The following is a 22602-nucleotide window of genomic DNA, read 5'->3' on the forward strand; positions in this document are numbered from 1 at the left end:
AATAATCTGACAAAACACACTGTGATTGCAAGTTACATTACATCCATAAGAATCCTGAACAATTAACCTCGAATTATCTAGCGATAGCCGAAGCTTACAGTCGAGTTAAAAGCAAGTCTATGAAGATCACGCACCTCATCGAGTCCACTGCGACAGGTACTTTGTCGATGGTTTGCCTTGCCGCCAACTACTTCGCCGCGAACGGACACCAAGTAAGCGTCGTCTACTCCCCCCGACCGGAAACGCCAACTGATCTCGAATCACTGTTTCACCGCGATGTCGTCCTGCATGCCCTTCCGATGGGCCCACGGGATCTTCCTGGCGGCATCCTCGAAGCTCGCAGGAAACTGAAGGAACTCAATCCAGATGTGCTGCACATGCATTCGTCCTTCGCAGGGTTCGTGGGTCGCCTAGCGACAATTGGGTGGAAATCAGATCTAAAATCATTTTACAGCCCGCACTGTATCTCCTTTATGAGAACCGATATTTCGGATCTCAAGAAGCGAATCTTTACGCTGCTAGAAGCCATTGCTGCTAAACGCCATGGAACCTATATCGCCTGCTCGCGCAGCGAAGCGCTAGCCATTGAAGATTCGTTGGGACTTCCCGCGCTCATACTTGAAAATGCTGTTGACGTCGGCTTCTTTACCAGGCCAAACACCGACACCCCGCTTCGAGCGCACCGACCAGACAAGCGCCTCACAGTTGTCACCGTAGGTGGGATTCGCCGTCAGAAGGGTTTCGACCTCTTCTCAGACATTTCGAGACTTCTTTCTCACCGAGGCTTCGAATTTGTTTGGATCGGAGACGGCGACCTCACCAGCAAAGCAGCCCTCACAGATGCAGGTGTTCGCGTAACTGGATGGCGTACTCGCCAAGAAGTACGCGACATGCTTCATTCCGCAGACGTGTACCTCTCAACCGCGGCTTGGGAAGGCATGCCTGTCTCAGTCATCGAGGCAATGGCATCCGGGTTGCCCGTTCTTGCAAATCGATGCCCGGGGAACGTGGACGTCGTTGACGATGAAGTCAATGGGGTTCTGTTCTCTGGCGCAAGTGAGGCCGTTGGCCAACTCGAACGTCTATATCTGAATACTGACCTGCGTACCCAGATCGCGCACCAAGGGGAGCAGGCCGCTCGCGGGCGCTTTGCCCAAAGCAGGTTCCTTCACCAACTCGAACAAATTTACATCCAGCCTTCCCGGGTTGGTGCTCACTAGGAGAAACTCATTATGGAGGAAATCGGGGACGGCAACTGCGCGGTTATCTTCGGCGGAAATGGTTTTATTGGTGCATTTCTGGCATACAGCCTCGCATCCAGCAAAAAATATCGCAAGGTATACCTTTTTGACCGAGAAAGTATCGAGGAAAAGCAAAATCAGTTTCGACTTGAAATGGTGCGATCCAGCGGTGCCATTGAGCTACTTGGGGACGTGCGGCATCCAATCACATGGGCACCGGATGAGAGAGTCGACTTCGTCGCGAATCTAGCTGCAGTGCATCGCGAACCCGGCCACCTCCCGCATGAGTACTACGAGACCAATATCCTCGGTGCGGAGAACGTGTGCGATTGGGCTAGACGAGTCAATGCGACGAATATTATTTTCACAAGTTCGATTGCACCTTACGGCGTAAGCGATGAACGACGTGACGAGAATTCATTGCCGGTCCCGGCTTCTGCCTACGGCGGATCTAAGCTAGTCGCCGAAAAAATTCATCTTTCGTGGCTCAACGAAGATCGCTCACAAAGAGTACTAACAATCGTTCGCCCCGGTGTAGTTTTCGGGCCTGGCGAAAGCGGGAACGTATCTCGGCTCATCCATGCCGTCATGCGGCGTTATTTCTTTTATATGGGGAATAAGGAAACGCGGAAGGCCGGCGTCTATGTAAAAGAATTGGTTGACGCAATGCAGTGGGTACATCAGCAACAGATCGACAGCAAAGACGCATATGCGCTATTTAATATGTCGATGGAACCCGCGCCTGCAATTCGTGACTATGTGAATGCTGTGTGCCTGACTGCCGGAATTAAACGTCATGTACCGGAGGTGCCATTTTCTCTTCTACTTTTGGCATCTCACAGCATCAGCTTGCTCGCCGGCTTGATCGGCCTGAAACAGCCATTTAGTCCTGTTCGGGTACGCAAACTCGTCCGCCCTAACTATATAACGCCTGGATACTTGCTTGCCTCGGGCTACTCATTCAAGTATGACCTGGCCGGTGCGTTTCAAGATTGGCAAACGCTATGCCCGGACGACTGGAAATAGGAACTTAACATGCAGATTGATATTTCGCCCGATATTCGCCTATCAAACCAACTTCCCCTTGTCCTTATTGGTGGCTTGAACGTTCTGGAGGATCTCGACAGCACGCTTTTTGCGTGCGAGCGATTCATGAAGGTCACGACTGCCATCGGAATCCCATTTGTCTTCAAGGCGTCATTCGACAAGGCCAACCGCTCCTCCATACACTCTTATCGCGGACCGGGATTGTTGGAGGGCATGCGCATATTTGACAGGGTAAAAGATGAATTCGCCGTTCCCATAATTACGGATATCCATGAACCTGCGCAAGCCGAGGTCGTCGCAAAGCACGTCGATATCCTACAGATTCCGGCATTCCTGGCACGACAAACCGATCTTATAGTGGCGGCCTCACATACCGGAAAACCGCTAAATATCAAAAAGCCACAATTCATGAGCCCTACGCAAGTCAGGAATATCGTGATGAAGTGCAAAGAGAGCGGGAATCCGAATGTTCTCCTCTGCGAACGAGGCGCGTCCTTCGGCTACGACAATCTTGTCGTCGACATGCTCGGCTTCCGCGAAATGATCAACGCCACCGGTGGTCACCCGCTGATTTTCGATGTCACTCACAGTCTACAGCGACGAGATGCAGGAGCGGAGGCGTCCGGTGGCCGTCGCGGTCAGGTCCTCGAACTGGCGAAAGCCGCTGTCTCGCTTGGTATCGCTGGCCTCTTCCTCGAGGCTCACCCAGACCCCGACAACGCGCTTTGCGATGGCCCGAGTGCACTTCCGCTTGATCTGCTCGAGCCAGTTTTGAAGCAAATCAAGGCGCTTGACGACCTTATAAAGTCTTTTGACACGATAACCGTAAATTGATTTATCGAATAGCAATTTTCGCACGCAACAAATGAATAATAGTCACATCAGCAGCAACGAATTAATTAAGTGGGGAAAGGCGACTCTCCAATCCGAGGCAGACGCAATCTCCGCCCTCCTCCAAGGGATCGACGAATCATTTGCACAAGCTGTGCAACACATCCTTCGCTCGCGCGGGCGGGTCGTTGTCTGTGGCATGGGAAAATCTGGCATAGTCGGAAAGAAAATTGCGGCCACTTTAGCCAGTACTGGAACTCCGAGTTTCTTCATGCACCCCGGCGAGGCTTACCACGGCGATCTCGGCATGGTGACAGCAGAAGATACGTTTCTCGCAATCTCGAACTCCGGCGAAACCGACGAGGTCGTAAAGATAATTCCGTACCTTCGCGATAACGGAAATCATCTGATCTCGATCACTGGGAATCCTGCGTCTACGCTAGCAATGGCAGCACATTGCCATCTGAGTATCGGCGCCGTCGTTGAAGCCTGTCCGTTCCAGTTGGCACCCACATCATCCACCACCGCAACCCTCGCTCTCGGGGATGCACTGGCTGTTGCCGCGATGCGCGCGAAGGATTTTTCCCCCGAGGCCTTCGCTAGGTTTCACCCTGGTGGATCGCTGGGGAGAAGGCTGCTACGGAAGGTGGAGGATGAAATGGTGAGAGACCTACCATTTGTAGAACTCGACACCGGGATTCTGCAAGTGTTGAGCACAATGACAGATGCGAGGTTAGGAATCGCCTTAGTCAGATCCGGCGACGCAGTTGGCGTCATAACCGACGGCGACATTCGTCGGGCGATTGAGCGCCATCGCAGTGCGGTTTTCGAACGAACAGCACGTGACATGATGTCGACCGATCCATTCGCCGTGCCGGTCGGAACGCGCGTGGAGGACGCGTTGGCTCTTATGGACCGTAAAGGTGTCTCGTCGTTGCTCGTAACTCAGAATGACCGCATCGTCGGTGTTTTTAAAAAGTAGCATCCGCACTGCAGAGAAGAATGAACTCTCTTCGCACTCTCGGCATAACATTTATTCTCGGCGCACACATTTTCCTATTGAGTTGCACTGCTCAAGTAGTCAACGGAGGACCACCTGGCACAGTCGTCTCACATCGATTCGCGTCCGACTCGCTATATTTGGGATCACCTTCAATCGCGAAACTGCGTGACGGTACGATAGTGATCTCTCACGACGAGTTCGGACCAGCTGCTAGTGGCGAAAGAACTTTCGTTTACAAGTCGGTCGACCAAGGGGAACACTGGTCTCAAGCGGCCGTCATCGATGGCCAGTACTGGTCATCTATCTTCACTTTCCGGAATAACCTCTATCTACTCGGCACCACAAGTGATCGTGGAGCGCCAATTATCCGCAAGTCCGAAAATGGAGGTATTACCTGGACATCTCCAGACTCGGCCCGCAACGGCTTGTTTCCACTTAGCGGGCGTTATCTTTCCGCCCCTGTCCCAGTTCTCGTTCACGAGGGCAGGCTCWGGCGCTCAATGGAGCGAGTGCAGAAAGCAGGCCTCGAAAGTATCGTATTGTCCATTCCGGAAGATACGCTTGACCTGTTGAACACATCAAATTGGACAATCAGCGCGGGGGCGACTCCCAGTCGACGTTGGCTTGACGGCAGATTTCTCGGATGGATGGAAGGGAATCTCGTCGCAAGCGCAAGTGGCCACGTGACAAATATTCTTCGAGTCAACTACAACGACCGTGAGGAGAAAGCAGCCCTAGTCACTGTCGATTCATCTGGTTCCCGCGCTGAATTCAACCCAGAAACTGGATTCATCAACCTCCCAGGCGGCGGAAAGAAATTCACTATACGCTTCGATGCGAGCAGTGGCTACTACCTCGCTCTATCGAACGCGGTGAAAAATGACTACGCGGGGGGCAACTACGAGCGAGCAAGAAATCGATTATCTCTCATCTACTCTCTCGATTTGCATGATTGGAAGGTCGCCGACGATATAATATTCAATCCAGATTGGAATAGACATGGCTATCAATATGCCGACTGGATCTTCGACGGTGACGATATTTTAACTGCGGTTCGAGTCGCGGCGGACGACTCTCGAGGTGGCGCAAAAAATCAGCACGATTCAAATTACATCACATTCTTGAAAATTAAAAATTTCCGAAAATTACTGCCAAAATGATTCATACCGACTGGCCGCGGGTCCGTCCAAGCGATTGCGCGGCCAGTTCGGAAGCATAGCACCCCACCTTCAATCGGCAGAAATCTGCAACGCCCGTGCTGCGGCCGTTCGGGAGATCGGCATACGCGAAAAGTAGTCGATACCGTCAACCAGGTACCGGTGCACAAATTTCCGCACCTGCACCTCATCGAAATCTCTGTAATAGCTTCGACCAAGACATATTACGGACTTTCCGTACAGATGTGCCTCGAGGCCAATTGTCGAGTTAATCGTCATAACGCAACGCGCGTACTTAATCAAAATCGTCGTGTTGCCCCCAACAATACGAAATCCAAGTTGGTGAGCCATCACCTTAATAGTCTCTATTTCGTTTAAATTGAATTCGGCCGGGTGCGGCTTGACAAGCAGGATGCACCCCAACTCCCGTGCTTTCTCGACAGCAATCCGTATCGCTTCCACATTACCCACTTCGGAATGGAGCTTTAGCTGAGTATCCCCACTCACTTGCAACGGAAGAAAAATGTACTCCGTTTCTTTTAACCTTTCCACATCCATATTCTCGTTGGCTGCCGTGACGGATGCGGCGCTACGAAGCCTTAACCCTTTTACCTTCCTTTGAAGAACGCCATTTGTCCCCAATTTAGCCAGATAATTCAAGCCAGAAGCTATTTTTGCCGCGACCCTCACATTAGATTGAGGTGGGGGGAGGCGCTTATATTCCTCGTATTTTTTGAACCATCGACGATGATCCTCAAGGTCAGCATCGGGCAAAACGTCGAGTAGTGACGGGTCTCGGCTGATGCTTGAAAGCGCATTTACACCCTCTGAGTCTGAAAACAGCTTGTCTGGTAGATTTGATATCTCCAGAAATACTGTATCGATATCCATCTCCTGACAGACCCGCGTCGCCGCTCTGCCAAGCATCTGCTGCCCATTCCACATCGCACACTTCACCACACCGAGTTTCTCGAATAGCTCTCGCGTCTTGCCGTATATGATGCTGTAGTCCTGCATCAGTTGCTGGAACGGCAAATCATCGTTTAAATGCTCGATCGACGTCAGTACGTCGTCCTCCCGCAGGTAGCGAGCCTCGCCACAACTTCTGCGAAAGTAGAATGACCTCTGCTTCGCGGCACGGATCCGAAGATGAGCGATTGGCTCAGAAGTCAGAAAAATGAAGCCGTACCGGTCCGACAGAGGGAGAACCAATCTCTTGAAGAATTGGACGCGCTCCAGAGAGTCAACGATAATTGCGATCATGGCATCGTTCCAGTTGCAACTTCACCGCTCAATATATGTCAAGGCTCGAAAATTCGAGCCGGAGCGAATCGTTGAAATAATATTCCTTCGCTGCCTAGTCACTGTAACTTCCGCATCGCGCGGCGCAGGGTTACTGTGAATCCTCTCGGCGTGCAGAAAAGCAAAATTGACCTAATCAGGCCATAAAATGCGTACGGATTAACTTCGAAATTTTCCAATATAATTTTTATTCTGCTCTTGATCTGAATTCTCCGCCGCATATTGGATATCCCCGCCGGACTAATTAGGCAGTCTACCAAGCTTTCGTTCAGATTTGACGCTTTATGGTTTTGGATAATCTTGAAGAAAAATGCGTAATCTTCCGCTGCTGGCTTATCAACCGGATACAAGCCAGACGTGGCAAGTAAAGAACTCCTAAACATTACTGCCGGATGCGTAAAGGTCGGATTTAGAAACATCATCTTTTTGATCGACGCAAAATCCGATGGGTGCTTGAGGGTGTATAACAGTTTCCCTTCCAAATCGACGAAATCAACCCAACTTCCGACAAGATGGTAATCCATATGTGAGTCCAAGAACTCAACTTGCTTTCTGAGTCGATCGTTCTTGCAACGGTCACCACAGTCCAGCCTGGCAACATACTTGTAAGATGTACCGAGATCAATGAGACCGCGATTCAAGGCATGTTCGATCCCCTGATTCTCATCCAACTCAATCAATCTTATTTTCAGCGCGCCTGAATATTTCTCCAAGATATTGACCGCTTTCCGTTCGACTCTACTGCCGTCATCCACGACGATGACGTCCGGCGCCAGCGAACCGGCCTCGACAGAGTGGATGGTCTCCAACAACGAATCGCCCGCGTTATAGTAAGGTATTAGGACGCAGCACTTACCGGCATTCCCCATCATAACCACCCTCAGGTCACCATTTATTAAGCTAATTACTCGCCTAGATCAGAACTGGATCTGATCACGAACTACACGTGTTCATTTGCCAACCTACGGATTGCAACGCGCTCGCAAGCAAGTTTCTATTTCTTATGCCTTCCTGCAACCCGCATCATTTCCGGTGCATGCTCCCTTTCGGCAACTCTTCGCCATAGGCAAATTTGGTAAAAGGAGGCTAGGGTAAACCAAAGCAGACCAAAAAGAATATGAAACTTAAAAAGAAGCAAAGGAAGAAAGAAGAGCAACTCGACAAAACAACCGCGAAATATTCGCGCAAGGATAGTTGCAAATAATCCGCACCCCAATACTCCCGAAGCAAAATACAAGTAGACCAGGAAAGATGAGTCGCGAACATGGTAACCCCAAAGTCCGGTTACACCGACCCGGGATGTCTCATCCCAAAAAAATCCCGCTCCAAATACATCAGCATTCCACTCGCGCTGCTTGAATTCCTCGAATACAGATTGCCTGCTGGAAATTGCATCGTAATCTACAGACTCTGTGACCCGTAGATTATAAAACTCAAACAAAAATGGAGAGGCAGCGAGAGCTGCCGCAAGGATGGCCACTTTTACCCAGCGAGATCCCTTGCACGCAACAAGAAAGACTGTTCCCAGCAAAGCAACCACAAAAATCGCGGCGATTGAGAGGCTTAGTGTTGCGGTCCCAAGTGCGATAATAATCGGGACCGTAATGCGCCGGTCAATGGCCAAAAGAACGGCGGCAGCAGGAAGTACGGCCATGGCGTAGAATGACGGCTCAGAAAACAAACCTACTCCCCTAATCCCGATGGCTCTTCCTTCCAGCGCCTTAGTCATATAGAGGGATTCCGATTCAACCTCTCTAACATAGTTATTCAAATCGATGAAATCACCGGTCGCCAAGAAATATCCAACCTGGAATAGAAAGAATGCTGCATGAATAAATATAAGAACCTGACAAGCCTTACGCAGCTCACTACACCCAACCACAGCAGACTTAAAGCATATATAAACGGCAGCAATATAAATCTGGACGAAAAAAAACTTAATAAAAAAATTTAAATAAAAATCGTGAAGTATTGAGATCGACCAAACAATCGCCGTGGATGCGAGCACCCCAAGCACTGCGACGCCTAATCCATTTTTTATACTCAACAACTTGCTTCCGTTCACAAGCAAGAGAAGGCACATTAAGATGTACCCGATCGCCGTAGCTCTGACACTAAATGCGTTCAAGGAGAAGAAAAACAAGCTTCCCGAGAAAAGCAAAAATGAAAAACGATTCATCGATGTTGTTCCCTCCGTCGGATTCCCCTTCGCAGGAATCGGTGATTCTGCAAAAGGCGGTGAGCAACCGGCCAGCCGGAGGGTAATACCCTATGCCCCATAGTTGTAGTAGGCGTAACGATACCGACCATATTTCGAGCCATAGCTATATCGAAACGCTTTTGGATCTAGGCCATTAAATATCACACCCTTCACATCGGCGTTGGCATGTCCCAATTGCTTGGCGCTCTCTCGCACCTCTCCGATGGTGCTTCTTTCGAACCTCGTCACCAAGAAAACAGCACCGCAATGTGCGGCGAGAATCGCTGTGTCCGATACAGCCAAAACCGGAGGGGTATCAATTATCACCAAGTCATAACGCCCACTAAACTCATCTAGCAAGTGGACCATTTTCTCATTCAACAGTAACTCAGCTGGATTTGGAGGAATTGTTCCTGTCGAGATAAAATCCAACCCCTCCGCCACGTCACCGTGAGTAACATCTTCAATACTCGCTTTTCCAGCAAGTACATCCGACAAACCAAGGTTTCGATCTTTTCCGAAATATTGATTCAGATAACCTCTTCTCATGTCCGCATCGACTAGAAGCACTCGCTTTCCACCGGAAGCCATAACTGCAGCCAGATTCGCTGAGACAAATGACTTTCCCACTCCCGGCGTGGGTCCCGTTAAAAGGACGCGATTATTGTCAGCGTCAAGCATCGCGAACTGGAGAGCGGTCCGCAAGCTGCGTAAGCTTTCAATGGACGTCTCGTTTGGATAGCGATTCGCGAGTAAGTATTGACCTTTTTTTCGCGAGTGAAGTTCGTTGCTTAAGCTGACCTGTCCCTGCGAGAGCGGAACTGTTGCATAAACGCTAAGCCCGGTGTGTTGCTCGATATCTTGAGGATCGGTAATTCCTCCGAATAACCAATTCCTGATAAATGCGACAATAACACCGAACATAAGTCCGAGAACAGCCGAAAGCGCGATGACCAAGGGCTTCTTGGGTCTAATGGCTTCCTCTGGAACGGGAGAATTATCCAGCAGACGAACATTCCCGACCTTGCCTGCCTTCACCAATTTGAGTTGCTGCATGTTGTTCAGCAACCCTACGTATAGGTCGTTGTTCACTTGAACATCGCGCATCAGACGCAAAGCGTCTTGCTCGATGTTGGGTAGGGATTTCACTCGAATTGCTACGCTTCCAACTTTCTCGTTTAGGCCAGCGATTTGCTGGTCGAGCGCTATCACGGAGGGATGACCAGGTGCGAAGCGAGTTATCAACTCAGCGCGCTTTTGCTTCAGTTCGAGAAGAGTAGTGTCGGCGGTAACGCTTTCTTGGAGAAATGCTTTACCTTCCTCACTCAAATTGAATGTGCCGCGTTTGTTACGCATGTCATTGTATTTGACTTCTGCACGCTCCAATTCGACTTTCAGTTGTGGAAGAAGATCGCCAAGGAATACCAGAGATTTTTCTGCTTCTGCAGCCTTCCTTTTGATATTTTGGGCAACGTATTCCTCACCAATCTCATTCAGGATAGCGGCCGTCAGAATCGGATCTTTTCCATCTAGCGACGCACCGATTATGCCGCTTTGTTTTCCTTTTTCCGCAATCTTTAGATCGTCCTGCAGATCCTCAAGCGTTTTCAATCTTGAATTTCGCACCAGGTTGAATTTTACGCCTGCCTTCGCTTTCAACGAGGTCACCAACACGCTGACAGTCCCGACACTCTGTTCGGATCGAATATCCTCGCCGATAACGCCCGCTATAGGATGATCGAGGCTAGGCTGCTCCAGGGAATAGCGACCGTCTCCCAAGCTTACAATCTGGAAGTTTTCGCCCTCGAGCTCTTCTGGAATATCAAAATGATCGACCTTGATTGCTTCCGCTGCCCAAGCGTAGCCGCCCAACCCGAAGAACCCGGGCTCTGAAAGGCCTTTCGCCTTGCGCGCGATCCCTGCTCCAACCAGCGGGAAGTACTTTGGCTTGGCATCGATATAGAGCTTCAGATTGTCTACTGCTTTTCCGACCACCATTCTTGATCGAAGAATCTCGATTTCCGCGGCAGCCTCTGCCTTCACATCGAAGAGGCTCGATACATCCCCAAGAAGGCTCTTCGCACTGTTGGGGCTGTCCTCAACCTGGACAAGGATATCCGCCTGGTATACGGGTCGCGCAAGGAAGGCGTATGCAATTCCAAGCATCAGAACGACGCACGCAATTGCCGCAATCAGCCAACGGCTTGCAAGCAGCACGTCCAAATACCGGACTAGGTCAATTTCTTCTTCCGGCGGCGCGGCTACAACGACTGGGGGAGGGGTCTGGTTCATTGCCTTTGCTACCAATACTGTTAACGGAGCGCCTGGATGCGCGGCACCCAGGCTTCCACGCCTCGTTGGATCAACTGCAGAGCGTTTTCGAACGCAGTGCGGCTTTCGCGGTACGGATCTGGCACGTCGAACTTGGCGAACTCTCCCATGCGAAATACCCGCCCGGTGGTGGCGGGATAGTGCCGCTGGATATCTTGGCGCTGCTCGTTGTCCATTACAAGGATTAGGTCTGCCCGCGTCGCTAAGACCCGGCTGAGTTGCTGAGCGCGGTGGGCGGTGATATCGATACCGCGTTCCTTCATCAGTGCGACTGCGATAGGGTCGGCAGGATCGCCAATAAGCGCCCCGAGGCCGGCGGACGCGACATTTGTCTCAGGCAAAGCCTGTTTCAGAATCCCCTCTGCCATCGGACTCCGGCAAATATTGCCGATACATACCACCAGAACAGTCTTGATCATTTGGCTACGTTCGCGGCGCCCGTTACGAAGTTGCCGCTGGGCAGCAGCTGGTTGATCACGCGGCTCCAGCGGACCACACCGGCGGCATCGACGTAGACGACGTCCCTGGGCTTGAGCTCGAAGGCGATGCGCGCGGGGTCCACGCCTTGTTGCAGGAGCGCCGGCATATTGACGATGTAGTTCTTGCCATCGCGCGAGATGCGGATGCGACTGTTGTCGCCGGTCAGAACGTTGATGCCGCCTGCGCGGTTGAGTGCCTCGACCAGCGTCATTGGCACATCGTCGATGTTCTGCGGGCCCGGGGTTTTGACTTCGCCGTCCAGGTACACGCGCTTGCTGCGGAATGCCAGCACGCGCACGGTCACCTGCGGCATGGTGACGTACGGCACCAGTGATTTGCTGAGCTGGCCGCGAATATCATCCGGTGTCTTACCCAGGACCTGGATCACCCCTGCATACGGGAACTGAATGGTGCCCGCCGGGCTGACCACATAGCCCGGTACGTTAGCGGCACCACTGTAATTGGGAATGTCGTAGGCCTGACCGATCGAGTACGTCTGCGTGGGGAACACCAACTCAGGGTGATCCCAGACGACGATGGAAAGAATATCGCCCACACCAATGGTGTACGGCTTCGGCTCAGCGTACAGTGCCTCGATGCCGGCGTTGGCCGGTACAGTGGACGCCTTCAGCGCCCGAACCAGTGCGGGGGTGATCAGCGTGACCTTGGGCACGGATTCCGGGTCTTCCGGATCGAGCGGTCGTTGGGGATCGAAACGCATCCCGGGCGCGAGTGCGCAAGAGGCCAGCAACGGGACAATGCCCAGGCTGATTAACGCTCTGATAAACGACTGCTTGCTTGCATACTTGAACACGACTAGTAATTCCCTTGATACCCGAATGCCCGCGCTGCTGTCATTCTCTGACACGCATTGCTGAGACGAATCCGCTGGTCCGACATTGGCACACGCTGGTGCCTTCCCGCTCTACTGTGTGCAGCGCGCGGAGATGAACCTGGCGGTGATGGCCTCGTGTTGTCTGCCCGGCATGCTCTCTTGCACTGCATCACCGCGCGAAGGACCGGCGAAGTGTATGGCTCCAGGGGGGCAATCTTCAAGGCAATACAGGCGTTTTTCCTGTCTTTTCGATCCCCCCTTAAGTGTGGACCCGACAAAGGTAGGGATGCGCCGACAAGGGGTTACGAGCAACAATCGCCCCCTTGATGACGGTGGGAAATTGCGCCGGTACCCTGCATGCTTCACCCGAAAGGGTTAGTAATTCGTTCGAAATTTCCAGCGATATTTCTGGCAGATTTATTTGATGTTTTATTGTGCTCTGCCAAGGGAAATGACTTTTGATTCTCTGCCCACCCTACGATGGGAGGGAAAACTCGATCGCACAAGGGCACCGTACGCACGAACGCGACAACCCGGCAGTCCTGCTCGCCGGGTTACCGCGTAATGTTGACGCTGCATTATGCCCCGCCCTGTCCCTCTTGTTCATGCTGGGCAGCGAGTTCGCTCAGCACCAGAGTCTCGTGCGCCAGCCCGGCGGCAAGCGAGAGCAGATGCCCCTGAGGATCGTCCGCAAGGTCCTGGCCAACGGTGGCGCCGTCTTGCGTGACAGTGAGCAGCGCGTGGAGCTGCGCGGCCTTCTCACCCGCCAGGCTCAGCGGGTCTTCACATGGGAAATGGGCCGTAATGAACATGTCGGCGCCGGTGTGTTCAGCAGTGATGCCGTAGCGGGTGTGCTTAACCATGGAACACGCTCCTTTGCATCGCGTTGATGCATCCAGAGGCGGGGGCGAACTGCGGATGTGTCGATTGCAAGCAATGGGTGACGGGAATGAAGGACATGGAGTGACCTCCTGTGCGAACAGGTTTGACAAGGAGCCGCGCGGAGCGGCTCGACGTCCTTTGTGAACGGGCTGTCAAACCCAATCGCCGTGGATGCGACACGCGAAGTCTAGATGCCAGCAAAAATCCAAGCCAGCTAAAGTGCTTCGAGCGTCGCCCACAGTGGACAGGGAGATGAGTAAGCATGGGTGCCTCGTACGTTAGCGGTAAGAATGCCGCCTTGCGGCGGTCGTCCGTCTACGTATTGCGGGCTGCTATCCCCGGCCACCGCGGTTGCGGCGACTGCAGAATCTTAGCGAATCAAGTCTTGAAGGGAACGTCCCGTTGTCTCATGCGGGCCCGCGAAGTGCCCGGCACTCAACCCCCACCGCCGAACTCGTGCCTCCGCTGTTGTCGCGGACTGAGCCATGGCTGCTGACTACGTTTCCCTGATGTTCGCAATTCGAAGTTGAGTGGAGTGAAGCGGTCGCCCGGACGGCGGCGCATCCACCCCCTGCTATCCCCCTCGCCTTAGGGGAAAAGAAATACACCGGCGAGCCGTACACTTCCCGGATGAATTTTTGCGGCGCTGCACCATGAGCATCTACCTGCTTGGCTTTCTCGCCTTTGAGGCGCTGTGGTTCTTTCCGTTCCGGAAGGTCTTCCGCACCGCCCGTTTCGAATCGGGCTACGAATACCTGGCGCTGATTCCGCTGGTTGGGCCCTTGGTCTGCCTTTGGATTCTCGCCTTTAGACCCTGGCCGCTGAAAACGCGACTGGTGCGCTCCTTGTCGTCCTGAATAAAGAAAGGTTCATCGCCGATCTGCAGGCGACTGAAGGCCGGAGAACGACCCCTGTCAGCCGTTCAATCCAGCGTCGCCCCGACGGCAGCTTCCAGGGTGCTGCAGCCGGCCGGTGGCTAACCTTGGCTAGCGGATGTACCGCGCTTGCGGCACCGACGCGTTATGTAGTCTGCGGCAACATCCCTCCAGATATTGAGGGACCTTGGGCTCGCTCTAGCTCCCGGCCTGTATCTCGCGCCCGTTCAGCGGTTGCGTCGGCCGCGCATTCATCTTGTACAACTTGCGGAACGCCGCGAGCTGCGCCGATGACAGGCTCACTGGCGTCTTCATCACCACCCACCGCACATCTTCGCTGCACGGCGGCGTCGTCAGCGATCCCATGAAGGTGTAGTTGCTGCGATCCGCCGGCAGCAGGTCGCCAGCATTGATGTTGCCATCCAGCCGCCGTTTCTCGCCTTCCTTCGCCGGCAGGTTTGCAAAGACTGGCCGCAGCGTGGCATTTGACTTCCCGGTGCGGAACAGCACGGCGATCGCCGCCAGCTTGCCGTCCGCGCTCTTGTGTACCAGATGGGCGACCAGTGGATAGGCCTTTGCGTTGATTTTCTCTTCGCTCGGGGTGTGGAAGTGGAACTGCACGAGCTTGTAGGCCACCCCGTCGAGGGTAAGGGTGCCCCCGTTCTCGGGCTCGATCTGGATGGTATGGCCGTTGTTGATGACCTCTGCGCTGGCAGGCATATGGGAGAGGCCAACGGGTTGGGCCGTCTTGCCGGTCACCTTGCGTGTCTCGATATTGATCGGTGACTGCCGGTGGCCGATTCCACACACCGCGTAATCCGCTTCCAGACCCGCCCAGTGCCTTGGGTCGGTCTTGCCCTGGTAGGACCAGTGCACCTGCTCCGAGGCATGGRCCAAGGGGGTGAGAAACAAGGTTCCCAATGCTGCGATCACGATCCGTGCTTTCATCTGATTACCTCACGTTCTGAAAATCGCTTAACTCAGGCGCGGAGGCCGGCTCCGGCGCGGCCAGCGCACCATGGCACCAGAGGTGCCGGAATCGTGCAGACGCCGGCTTGCGGGCCCGGTCGGGCTACCTCCATGTGCGCAGGAAAGTGTATAGGAAATGAAGATGACATCGGGCACCGTGAATTCCCATGTTGCCCAACGGCAAGGTACTGGTTGGGGTGGTGGTGTGGGAGTCCTGTCCTCGTCAGAACTGTTCCACCGAGATCGATGCGCACATGTCCGCGGCGCGCGCTGGCAGGTCTGCCAGAGCATCGTCTCCACGAAGCTGACGTTTGAATGTCTCGGGGGCGCCGTGCGCGAACGGCCGTAGGGCGCTAAGACAGCTCTCGGCAAGCCTTCGTCTGCGGCAAGGGCGCCGTGTGCCCCCGACGAGGTGCGGAAAACACTCCCCCAACTCCCTGCGTAACGCACTTTTGAGCACCTTCCCCGCCGCCGACAGCGGTAGGCTGTTGCGGAACGCGAAGCTCTTGGGGCATTTGTACCCTCTATCCTGCGTTTGCGGACGGCACACTCTCGTTAACGACTCGACGCGCGTTTTTCACGTCTCGCTTGAAGTTCAACCAGGCCCTTCGATCGCCGGGGGCACAGGGGACGATCAACGCTCTTGCCCAGAAGGAGGCAGCAGGCCGCCGTGTCTGCCTCCCCGCGTAAATCTCCAACCCTCCCTAACGAGCCGGCGAACAAGGACGTCATCTCCTTTCCGGGGGAATACTTCATCGCACGGTGCCCGTCGAGGAGTATCGAGCCAGATATCTCGTCGACGACAAAGCGATCTTCGCAAATGCGGCGATTGCACCGATGCGAGGGATTGGCGGACTGTAGTGATACCCGCTGCGAGATCCCGCGTTCTGGAAGAAGCGTCCAAGCGGATCGATCATGATGTATGACTCGACCATGTCGACATTGTTCTCGGCGCGCAGTGGCAAGCCGTATCCGGAATGACGTTTCACGAAGGCGGCGAACTGAGCGTCGGAGACGCCGAGCTCGGATGAAATGATCGGGAGCATCTTGAGCACCTTCCACTTTTCCGGTGCCAGTTTGCGTATCAGCGGTGTCATGTCTTCATCGCAGTTTAGTGCGTTGACAACCGTATTGATTTTCAGGCGGAGTTCTGGATTGATGCGTCGCGCGGCCGCAATGCTTCCTTCCAGCGTGTCGGGCGTAATCTGCCGTCCTTGTCTGTCACGACGACCGATTTCTCGGTTGCTCGCACTACACGCCGAATCCAGACTGACGCCAAGCAACGACAGGTATTCGGCCAGCGCTTCCGCCAGTGCAGGAGTCAGCAAGCTGGCATTGGTGATGATCGAAACGCCAAATCCCAGTTCGCGCGCAAGCGCTGCAATGTTCAGGATCTGCCTGCTATACAGGAGCGGCTCGCCGCCGGCCAGGTTCAGCCGGACGGACGTCCATTTGAATGCAGGCGTAAGCGGATTGGTCGCGTTCCCGGGAACAAAGAACGTCTGCAGTTCTTGGAGCAGGCGCGTCGTGCCAGCCCAGTCATGAATCAGTTCTCGACGGGACTCGGCGTTGTCCCATTTGGCATAGCAATAACGGCAACTGTAGTTGCACGCTTCGGTCACATGCCAGTTGATGACCAACTCGCGCGAGATGGGCTGATGCTCTTTCTTGGCTTGCAGCAAGGACACTCTCCGGTGGATGCGGGTTCCCCCAGATTGCCCGTAGTGCGGCCACCGCGAAATGAATCTACCCGTCCCCTCGATCGCGCCGGATCGAAAGGCGGGGGACGCCAAAGTTCATTGGATTCTTTCCCTCCATCGCAGAGAATGAGGATCACTATCCACTTCTTAGGATGCTTCCATGGCCGTCCTGCCGACCTTCGAATCCGTTCTGCTCGAAATCAGCCAGTGCATCGGCCTTGAGCGTCTGTCGTCAAAAGATCAAGGGAAGTTCGTCAAACTCGAAAAGAAGCTCAAGAGTCACCTAGCCATACTGAAAAGCGAGCTCGAAGGGATTTTCGATGCGCTCGAATTGAGCGAAGCCGCACGCCGCGATGCCTCTATCAATCTGGACGATTGGACGKGCTTCCATCGTTCCCTCTCTCAGAATGTCTGGACATTTGATGCAAGCGCTCAGCAGGTTGTCTGGCATATGTGCGCCTTCACCTACGCTCCAGCGGCAGGACGCCTGATCGCAAATTGGAATCTCGTCGAGCCCTTTGACCACGGCATGCCCGGCGGTGAATTCTGGTTCCTTCCCAACGTCGACCAGACGACGAAACAGATATCCCTTCCCGTGCAGCACGTCGTCGATTGGCTTATGGATCTTCTCGGCCTGCCGATGGATCAGGTCGTACTCAGTCTGGGCGGCGCCAAGGCTAGAGACGACGCCGATGCGCCCGATTCGATGGAGCGGACACTCTACAAATGGCGGAATGGGACGATCCCCAGGATCCAGTCGATCAAGGACTATTTTCCGAATGACGCCACCATGGAATTCAAAGGCACCCTCGACTTGTCCGGTGAGCTGCCGCACGAGGAACGGATCGCCGCCGCGCTGACCTTTGTTCATCGCAAGAAGCTGGACCCGGAAGCGCTGCGTTCGCAGATCCCGATGACGCAGCCCGGCCGCATTGAAGCTGTCATGAACGACGAGGCATCGACCGAAGAGCAAGCGGAATTCGTGCGGCTGCTCGAGGTTCGCTATGCCAGGCCGTCGATGCGCACCATTCGCCAGCGCCTCCGCATCGCGCGTGCGGTGCAGGACGGCTACAAACGTCTCGTGGAATTTCTGTGTCCGGGCGTTGCCTTCACCTGTCCTAACGCCAATGAGAACAAAGTGCTGCAGCTCTTCGCCCTCTTTCGGATCAGCTACAACATAACCGTCGAAGCCTATAAGTGCGCCGAAAGCGAAGTGGAACAGGACGCCTGGTTCGAGCATCGTCTTCCGCCTCTGGAGCGAGCGACGGTTTTTCTGTCGATCGCGCCTTCGCAAAGGTTGTCCGCCAAAACCGAAGTCGCCGATCTGCTGACCCACCGCTTCACGACCCTAGACTCGCAGGCCCCACTTGACGACTTTTTCGCGATGGATAGCGCGGATGCGCTACGCGTGGCCCAGACGAAGGGCTTGTTGCTGAGCGACTTTATCGAGAGCAGGAAACTGGAGATCGATCTGAAGGACCGGGCCCGCAGGTCCTCGCCCTGGCGAGCATTGCAGGCGGAAACTGACTACATGGCGGTTAGCCAGTTGGCGTTGTCCTCCGACGCCTCGCCAAGGGCGCGCCAGGCGGCTATTGAGCGCATGAGACAACTCGCGCAGTCCCCCCAACAGGTGGTCGGCGCACTCGTGTGCGCACTTGGGAACCTTCTCAACTGCGGCTCCTCGGACCGGCCCCACGACGTCGAACAGCGCGTCGAGGCGCTGCTGCAAGAAGCGGAGCGCAGTCCTGCGCGCGCTACCTGGGCGTTGCCGCTTCTGCAATATCGGGCGAAGCACTGCCTCGCACGCAATCAATTCGAGGAGGCGACAGAGCTTTTCAAGCAGGCTATCGACTCCGGCTATCAGCGCAACTTCGGATCGATGTTCGGCGAGGCGGCGCGCGACCTCTTAGCGACACTCGTCGCGGACCGGCGACTCGATCCCGATAAGCACGAGCGACCGTATCGCATCATGCTGGCGAATAACATGATAGAAGGCGATCCTATAAACATCGACATAAAGGACGTAGCGAAGGTCGTCGCCGAATACTTCTGGGACACGCTCTACAAGCCCTATCCGGGCTACCCGAGGGAACGGCCAATCGCCGAGGCGCAAGTGAAGCAAATCATGGGCGAAACATTCCGGATGATCGAAGAAGGAGATTGGGACAGTCTGCAGCGCTGGTTCGACGATAACGCCAAATCGTTCGGCAACAAGAAGTTGGACAGCGTGCGAGGCGATTCCGTCCTGCTGTGTTGGTTGAAATTTCTCAACGGGCTCGAAGCGAGTATGCCGCGCTTGCACACCATGATTCCGAAGGGGCTGTCCGACGATGTCAGTAGGCTTGCCACGCACCTCGAAAGGCGCCGCCACGCGATCTGCCTTCTACTGAGAGCGTGGCCTGAACAGGCGAACCTGACGGATTTCAAGCGGCAGAGCCCGCTTATGCTCTCGGCTGATCGCGGCGACGTCCCGATTGTTCGCGCCGTGCTCGATGCCGGCGCTGTTGTTGACCAGCAGGACCATCTAGGCAGAACGTCAATTCACGCCGCAGTGAAACGTGATTGGTCAGTCTTCGAGCGCGCAATGAACTACAACCACGTGAAGATCGCAGACCGGAGCGACTATGTCTCTTGCGTGGAGTACCTACGTTGCATGACTAGCGGTAAATAGGAGGAGTCACACCCAGTCGCCCTGCTCCACCGGATCGATATTCGGCCTTCGGCGAGCCGTTTTCGCGACTTTTGTATCCGTGAGTGATGGTGATCGGCCGATTACCAACGGGAAGCAGTCGGCTGAAAGTTTTCCGAATGGCAATGGCGGACGGCAGTGACCGGTCGAACGCGGACTCGCCTGCACCGGCGGAAACGCTCAGGAACGCCGGTGTTTGGGGGCGGACTTGGTCGGCTAGTCAGGTCGCGGGCGGATAGCTGGCCCTTGCCAACCCGCTTCTGTCATTCGTCATTAAAATGGGGTAACGTCAGGTTTGTGAGGACTCTGGTCAACTCAAACCATAAGCAAGTGCGCGCATAGAAGAATGGACAATCAATCAGGGGCGGCGACAGTGCAAATTTTTATGCTGACGGCTAGAATGACCTTCCATCTGTTTCGCCATGAATTCCGCTATGACGCGTCATTGGTCTGAAGACCCCTACTGGACGGAGGCTGCCCACCGCTTCTATGAGCTTCGCGAAGAAGGAACGAAGCAACTCGTCATTGACCTCGATGCCATCGACGAGACCCTATACGACGGGGATGGTCCTGCATACCGGGCCCTTGAGGCCATGCTCTCGGTGCACGAGCATGAAAGCATGGATGGATTCCGCGGGGCTCCTCGAATTGTCCTGGCGCTGCTGCAGATACTCAGCGAACAAGACCGCAACTCCAAGAAATAACGCCCATGCCCAGAGTTATCTACGTGCTGAAAAACGAGGCCATGCCCGGTCTTGTGAAAATCGGGCTCACCACCGATAGCGTCGAATCCCGCATTTCCAATCTAAGCTGCGGCACCGGAGTGCCGCTGCCGTTCGAGTGCCACTTTGCCGCCGAGATACCGGAGGAGATCAATCTGAACAAGCTGGAGAAAACTCTCCACCAGCTATTCTCCGAACACCGCATTAACCCAAAGCGAGAGTTCTTCAAAGTCGAGCCAGAGAAGGTCGTGCTGGCACTGAGCATCGGCAACTTCAAGGAAATTACCCCAGGCAAAGCCGACATCGACCCCGTCGAAGTGCAAGCCATGGAAAAGGCGAAGGAACAGCGCCGATCGCGTATCAATCTTGCTGCGCTCGGTATCAAGGCTTGCGACATCCTGGTGCTGGCTCGGGATGAGAGCATCACGGCAACAGTCCTCGATGGCGGTAAGGTCAGCTTCAAGGGCGAAACCATGAGCCTGTCCGGCGCCGCCCTGAAAGCCCTCCAGGACATGGGATACAAATCGAGTTCGGTCAGCGGTTCCGACTATTGGATGTTCGATGGCGAGCTGCTGGACGAGCGCAGAGTCCGGCTCGAAGCGAAGCAATTCGAAGAACAACCGGCCTAACCAAAAGGGACCCCCCCACCCATTGGTGGGGCGAGGGCGCGCACGCGACGGCGCTACCGACGCATCTCTGCCATTCGGAACAGCTCGCGTCGAGCGACTGTTGGACTGCCGCTCGTCACCGGGCGTATCGGCCTACGCAACCGGCACACATCCATTCCCCATCGTCGTAGATACCCCCGGTCATGTCGCCGCGGCAGTTGCACCACCCGCAGACTGCGAGAATGCCTTGCTGGCGGTCTGTGAGGTGCCTGCCGCCACGCTGACCTTCACGCTCTGCGAAGCCGGCTTGAGAGGAAGGCAGTTGCTTGCGGTCCGGGGGGCTCGCGAAGCAGCCGCAATTCGTACACCAGCGGCCGCCGTAGTGCGCGATTGTACTCACCTTGTGACATCTCCTGCAGGCGGTCGTTTCGTCATTCTCGCCCTGACACACGGGCTCGCACACGAGTTCGTCCATGCTCTCCAGACGTCGACATTTCAACCCGATCTTGTTGAGGTAGGCCAGCAAGGGGTCGAAGCCCTTGTCTCTCGACAAGACAAAGCACTCTGTCTGTGGTGCGGTCTCGATCATTCGGCCGAGTTGGAATGCGATGTGGAAGTCCAGTGCATTCTTGCCACTGCCTTCGATTTTCAGGAAGTCAACGCGCTGGAACCTGTGCGCGGTGGCGGGCTTGGTGACTGCCTTTGGTGGATTCTGATTCGCGCCGACGAAGATCATCGCGCTATAGCTTTTGTCCAACGGCGAAAGGTCAATCTTGTGGACGTTCTCGTAGTCCACCAGCAGGAGCTTCCTAGTCATGTCTTTGCAGCCAAAATGTACGTAAGCTGGAATTGTGGCTCGTTCAGGGCGGCTATGTACTCCCGCCGCCCCATACTTTAGTGGGGGGGTTGCCATCAGGTCGTCGCCGCTAAGATGTTAGGTCGTGCATACACGGGGGAAACGGCACAGTGGGCGTCCAGGATCGAGACTACACGCGGGACCGCGAGAGATTTCGCGACGGACACATGAAATTGCCACCGCGCCGACGCGGGTCAGGACTGACGGTGGGCCATGTGGTCATCGCGGTTATCTTCGGGTGCATCGGCTTACTTGCTGTTCCGATGTGGAAGCTATTTGGGCCTCGCGACTACAGCCTACCCACGCCGCCGTGGGCCGAGGTGCACGGCAGCGACGGCATAGGGCAAACCACAACGGCCGGATCGTCGTCCGACCCCGAGCGGCGCATCCTTGGCCAGATTCCGAACTCAATGCCTGCCCAGCCTGCAACGCCGCCGACTCCGTCTGCCCCCGCCCAGCCGTTTCCCGACAATGGCACCGTGCTGACATTCCAGCAACTGCCGGAAGGTCAGGCCGCAGGATTTACCGTCGACGCAATGGCCAGCAGCAGCCTGAACATCGTTAAGCTTGAGGAATGGAACACCCAGCGGCCGGTTCTGGTGACATTTGTACGCGGAGGGACGGTGTCCAGTATCAAGGTTCCCTTCGGTGTATATCGGGTCAAGATGGCGGGGGGTGAAGCCTGGTACGGGCTTGACGATCTCTTCGGCCCTTCCACGCAGGTGCAGGTCGGAGACAAGCCGCTTCAGTTCTACTCAACCGGGGACACCATTACTGGCCATACCCTGTATCTCCAGCGCACGCCGGCGGGCAACTTCCCTACCAGCAGGGAAGGCAGGCGCGCCTTCTGACCATCTGGAATCCCGTTGCGTTC

20 protein-coding genes are annotated in these 22602 nt (G+C 54.9%); 10 read left to right on the forward strand and 10 right to left on the reverse strand.

Annotated features, from left to right (window positions below; translation table 11 throughout):
* Positions 1-119: 119 nt before the first annotated feature.
* The 5 genes from AC1DK4_RS32915 to AC1DK4_RS32935 are packed head-to-tail and all read left to right on the forward strand — an operon-like array spanning position 120 to position 5282.
* Positions 120-1220, forward strand: a complete 1101-nt coding sequence (locus tag AC1DK4_RS32915) for a glycosyltransferase (protein ID WP_441614173.1) — start codon at positions 120-122, stop codon at positions 1218-1220.
* 12 nt (positions 1221-1232) lie between these two features.
* The gene (locus AC1DK4_RS32920) at positions 1233-2267 is read left to right on the forward strand and encodes an NAD-dependent epimerase/dehydratase family protein (protein ID WP_441614172.1); all 1035 of its coding nucleotides are present in this window, start codon (positions 1233-1235) and stop codon (positions 2265-2267) included.
* Between the two features lie 9 nt (positions 2268-2276).
* Positions 2277-3122 (forward strand): 3-deoxy-8-phosphooctulonate synthase, encoded by an 846-nt coding sequence (kdsA, locus tag AC1DK4_RS32925; protein WP_441614171.1) that lies wholly within the window; start codon positions 2277-2279, stop codon positions 3120-3122.
* 46 nt (positions 3123-3168) lie between these two features.
* Positions 3169-4101: a KpsF/GutQ family sugar-phosphate isomerase gene (locus tag AC1DK4_RS32930; RefSeq protein ID WP_441614360.1), complete on the forward strand. Its 933-nt coding sequence runs from the start codon at positions 3169-3171 to the stop codon at positions 4099-4101.
* 20 nt (positions 4102-4121) lie between these two features.
* Entirely contained in the window at positions 4122-5282 is a 1161-nt protein-coding gene (locus AC1DK4_RS32935; protein ID WP_477132023.1) for a beta propeller repeat protein, read from the forward strand.
* A 69-nt stretch (positions 5283-5351) separates the two neighbouring features.
* On the opposite strand, the gene AC1DK4_RS32940 is transcribed toward AC1DK4_RS32935, so the two are convergent.
* The 7 genes from AC1DK4_RS32940 to AC1DK4_RS32970 form a co-directional block, all read right to left on the reverse strand.
* Complete coding sequence (locus AC1DK4_RS32940) at positions 5352-6542, reverse strand: capsular polysaccharide export protein, LipB/KpsS family (protein ID WP_441614169.1); 1191 nt, start codon at positions 6540-6542, stop codon at positions 5352-5354.
* A gap of 98 nt (positions 6543-6640) precedes the next feature.
* A complete protein-coding gene (locus AC1DK4_RS32945; protein ID WP_477132024.1) occupies positions 6641-7453 on the reverse strand; it encodes a glycosyltransferase in 813 nt (270 codons plus the stop codon).
* A gap of 122 nt (positions 7454-7575) precedes the next feature.
* Positions 7576-8760 carry a hypothetical protein gene (locus tag AC1DK4_RS32950; protein WP_441614168.1) on the reverse strand — a complete coding sequence of 395 codons (1185 nt, stop codon included), beginning with the start codon at positions 8758-8760 and terminating at the stop codon, positions 7576-7578.
* 90 nt (positions 8761-8850) lie between these two features.
* Complete coding sequence (locus tag AC1DK4_RS32955; RefSeq protein WP_441614167.1) at positions 8851-11073, reverse strand: polysaccharide biosynthesis tyrosine autokinase; 2223 nt, start codon at positions 11071-11073, stop codon at positions 8851-8853.
* A gap of 20 nt (positions 11074-11093) precedes the next feature.
* Positions 11094-11531 (reverse strand): low molecular weight protein-tyrosine-phosphatase, encoded by a 438-nt coding sequence (locus AC1DK4_RS32960; RefSeq protein ID WP_441614166.1) that lies wholly within the window; start codon positions 11529-11531, stop codon positions 11094-11096.
* Positions 11528-12406, reverse strand: coding sequence for a polysaccharide biosynthesis/export family protein (locus tag AC1DK4_RS32965; RefSeq protein WP_477132025.1), 879 nt, complete (start codon positions 12404-12406; stop codon positions 11528-11530). The genes AC1DK4_RS32960 and AC1DK4_RS32965 overlap by 4 nt, the downstream gene beginning before the upstream one ends.
* 599 nt (positions 12407-13005) lie before the next feature.
* Positions 13006-13290: a hypothetical protein gene (locus tag AC1DK4_RS32970; protein WP_441614165.1), complete on the reverse strand. Its 285-nt coding sequence runs from the start codon at positions 13288-13290 to the stop codon at positions 13006-13008.
* A gap of 672 nt (positions 13291-13962) precedes the next feature.
* Here AC1DK4_RS32970 and AC1DK4_RS32975 point away from each other — a divergent pair.
* A complete protein-coding gene (locus tag AC1DK4_RS32975) occupies positions 13963-14166 on the forward strand; it encodes a hypothetical protein (RefSeq protein WP_441614164.1) in 204 nt (67 codons plus the stop codon).
* 216 nt (positions 14167-14382) lie between these two features.
* Here AC1DK4_RS32975 and AC1DK4_RS32980 read toward each other — a convergent pair whose 3' ends face one another.
* Both AC1DK4_RS32980 and AC1DK4_RS32985 read right to left on the reverse strand, forming a co-directional pair.
* Entirely contained in the window at positions 14383-15132 is a 750-nt protein-coding gene (locus AC1DK4_RS32980) for a carbonic anhydrase (protein ID WP_477132026.1), read from the reverse strand.
* A gap of 773 nt (positions 15133-15905) precedes the next feature.
* A complete protein-coding gene (locus tag AC1DK4_RS32985) occupies positions 15906-16835 on the reverse strand; it encodes a viperin family antiviral radical SAM protein (protein ID WP_441614162.1) in 930 nt (309 codons plus the stop codon).
* Between the two features lie 178 nt (positions 16836-17013).
* Here AC1DK4_RS32985 and AC1DK4_RS32990 point away from each other — a divergent pair, with 178 nt between their 5' ends.
* The 3 genes from AC1DK4_RS32990 to AC1DK4_RS33000 all read left to right on the forward strand — a co-directional run bounded on the left by AC1DK4_RS32990 (position 17014) and on the right by AC1DK4_RS33000 (position 20893).
* Positions 17014-19524 carry a hypothetical protein gene (locus AC1DK4_RS32990; protein ID WP_477132027.1) on the forward strand — a complete coding sequence of 837 codons (2511 nt, stop codon included), beginning with the start codon at positions 17014-17016 and terminating at the stop codon, positions 19522-19524.
* A 452-nt stretch (positions 19525-19976) separates the two neighbouring features.
* Positions 19977-20246, forward strand: coding sequence for a hypothetical protein (locus tag AC1DK4_RS32995; protein ID WP_441614160.1), 270 nt, complete (start codon positions 19977-19979; stop codon positions 20244-20246).
* A gap of 5 nt (positions 20247-20251) precedes the next feature.
* Positions 20252-20893: a GIY-YIG nuclease family protein gene (locus AC1DK4_RS33000; RefSeq protein ID WP_441614159.1), complete on the forward strand. Its 642-nt coding sequence runs from the start codon at positions 20252-20254 to the stop codon at positions 20891-20893.
* Between the two features lie 115 nt (positions 20894-21008).
* On the opposite strand, the gene AC1DK4_RS33005 is transcribed toward AC1DK4_RS33000, so the two are convergent.
* A complete protein-coding gene (locus tag AC1DK4_RS33005) occupies positions 21009-21689 on the reverse strand; it encodes a PIN domain-containing protein (RefSeq protein ID WP_441614158.1) in 681 nt (226 codons plus the stop codon).
* A gap of 206 nt (positions 21690-21895) precedes the next feature.
* Between AC1DK4_RS33005 and AC1DK4_RS33010 the strand changes: the two genes are divergently transcribed.
* Positions 21896-22579, forward strand: coding sequence for a hypothetical protein (locus tag AC1DK4_RS33010; RefSeq protein ID WP_441614157.1), 684 nt, complete (start codon positions 21896-21898; stop codon positions 22577-22579).
* The last annotated feature ends 23 nt before the right edge of the window (positions 22580-22602 follow it).

It is taken from the genome of Cupriavidus sp. 05N38 (genome assembly GCF_056397345.1).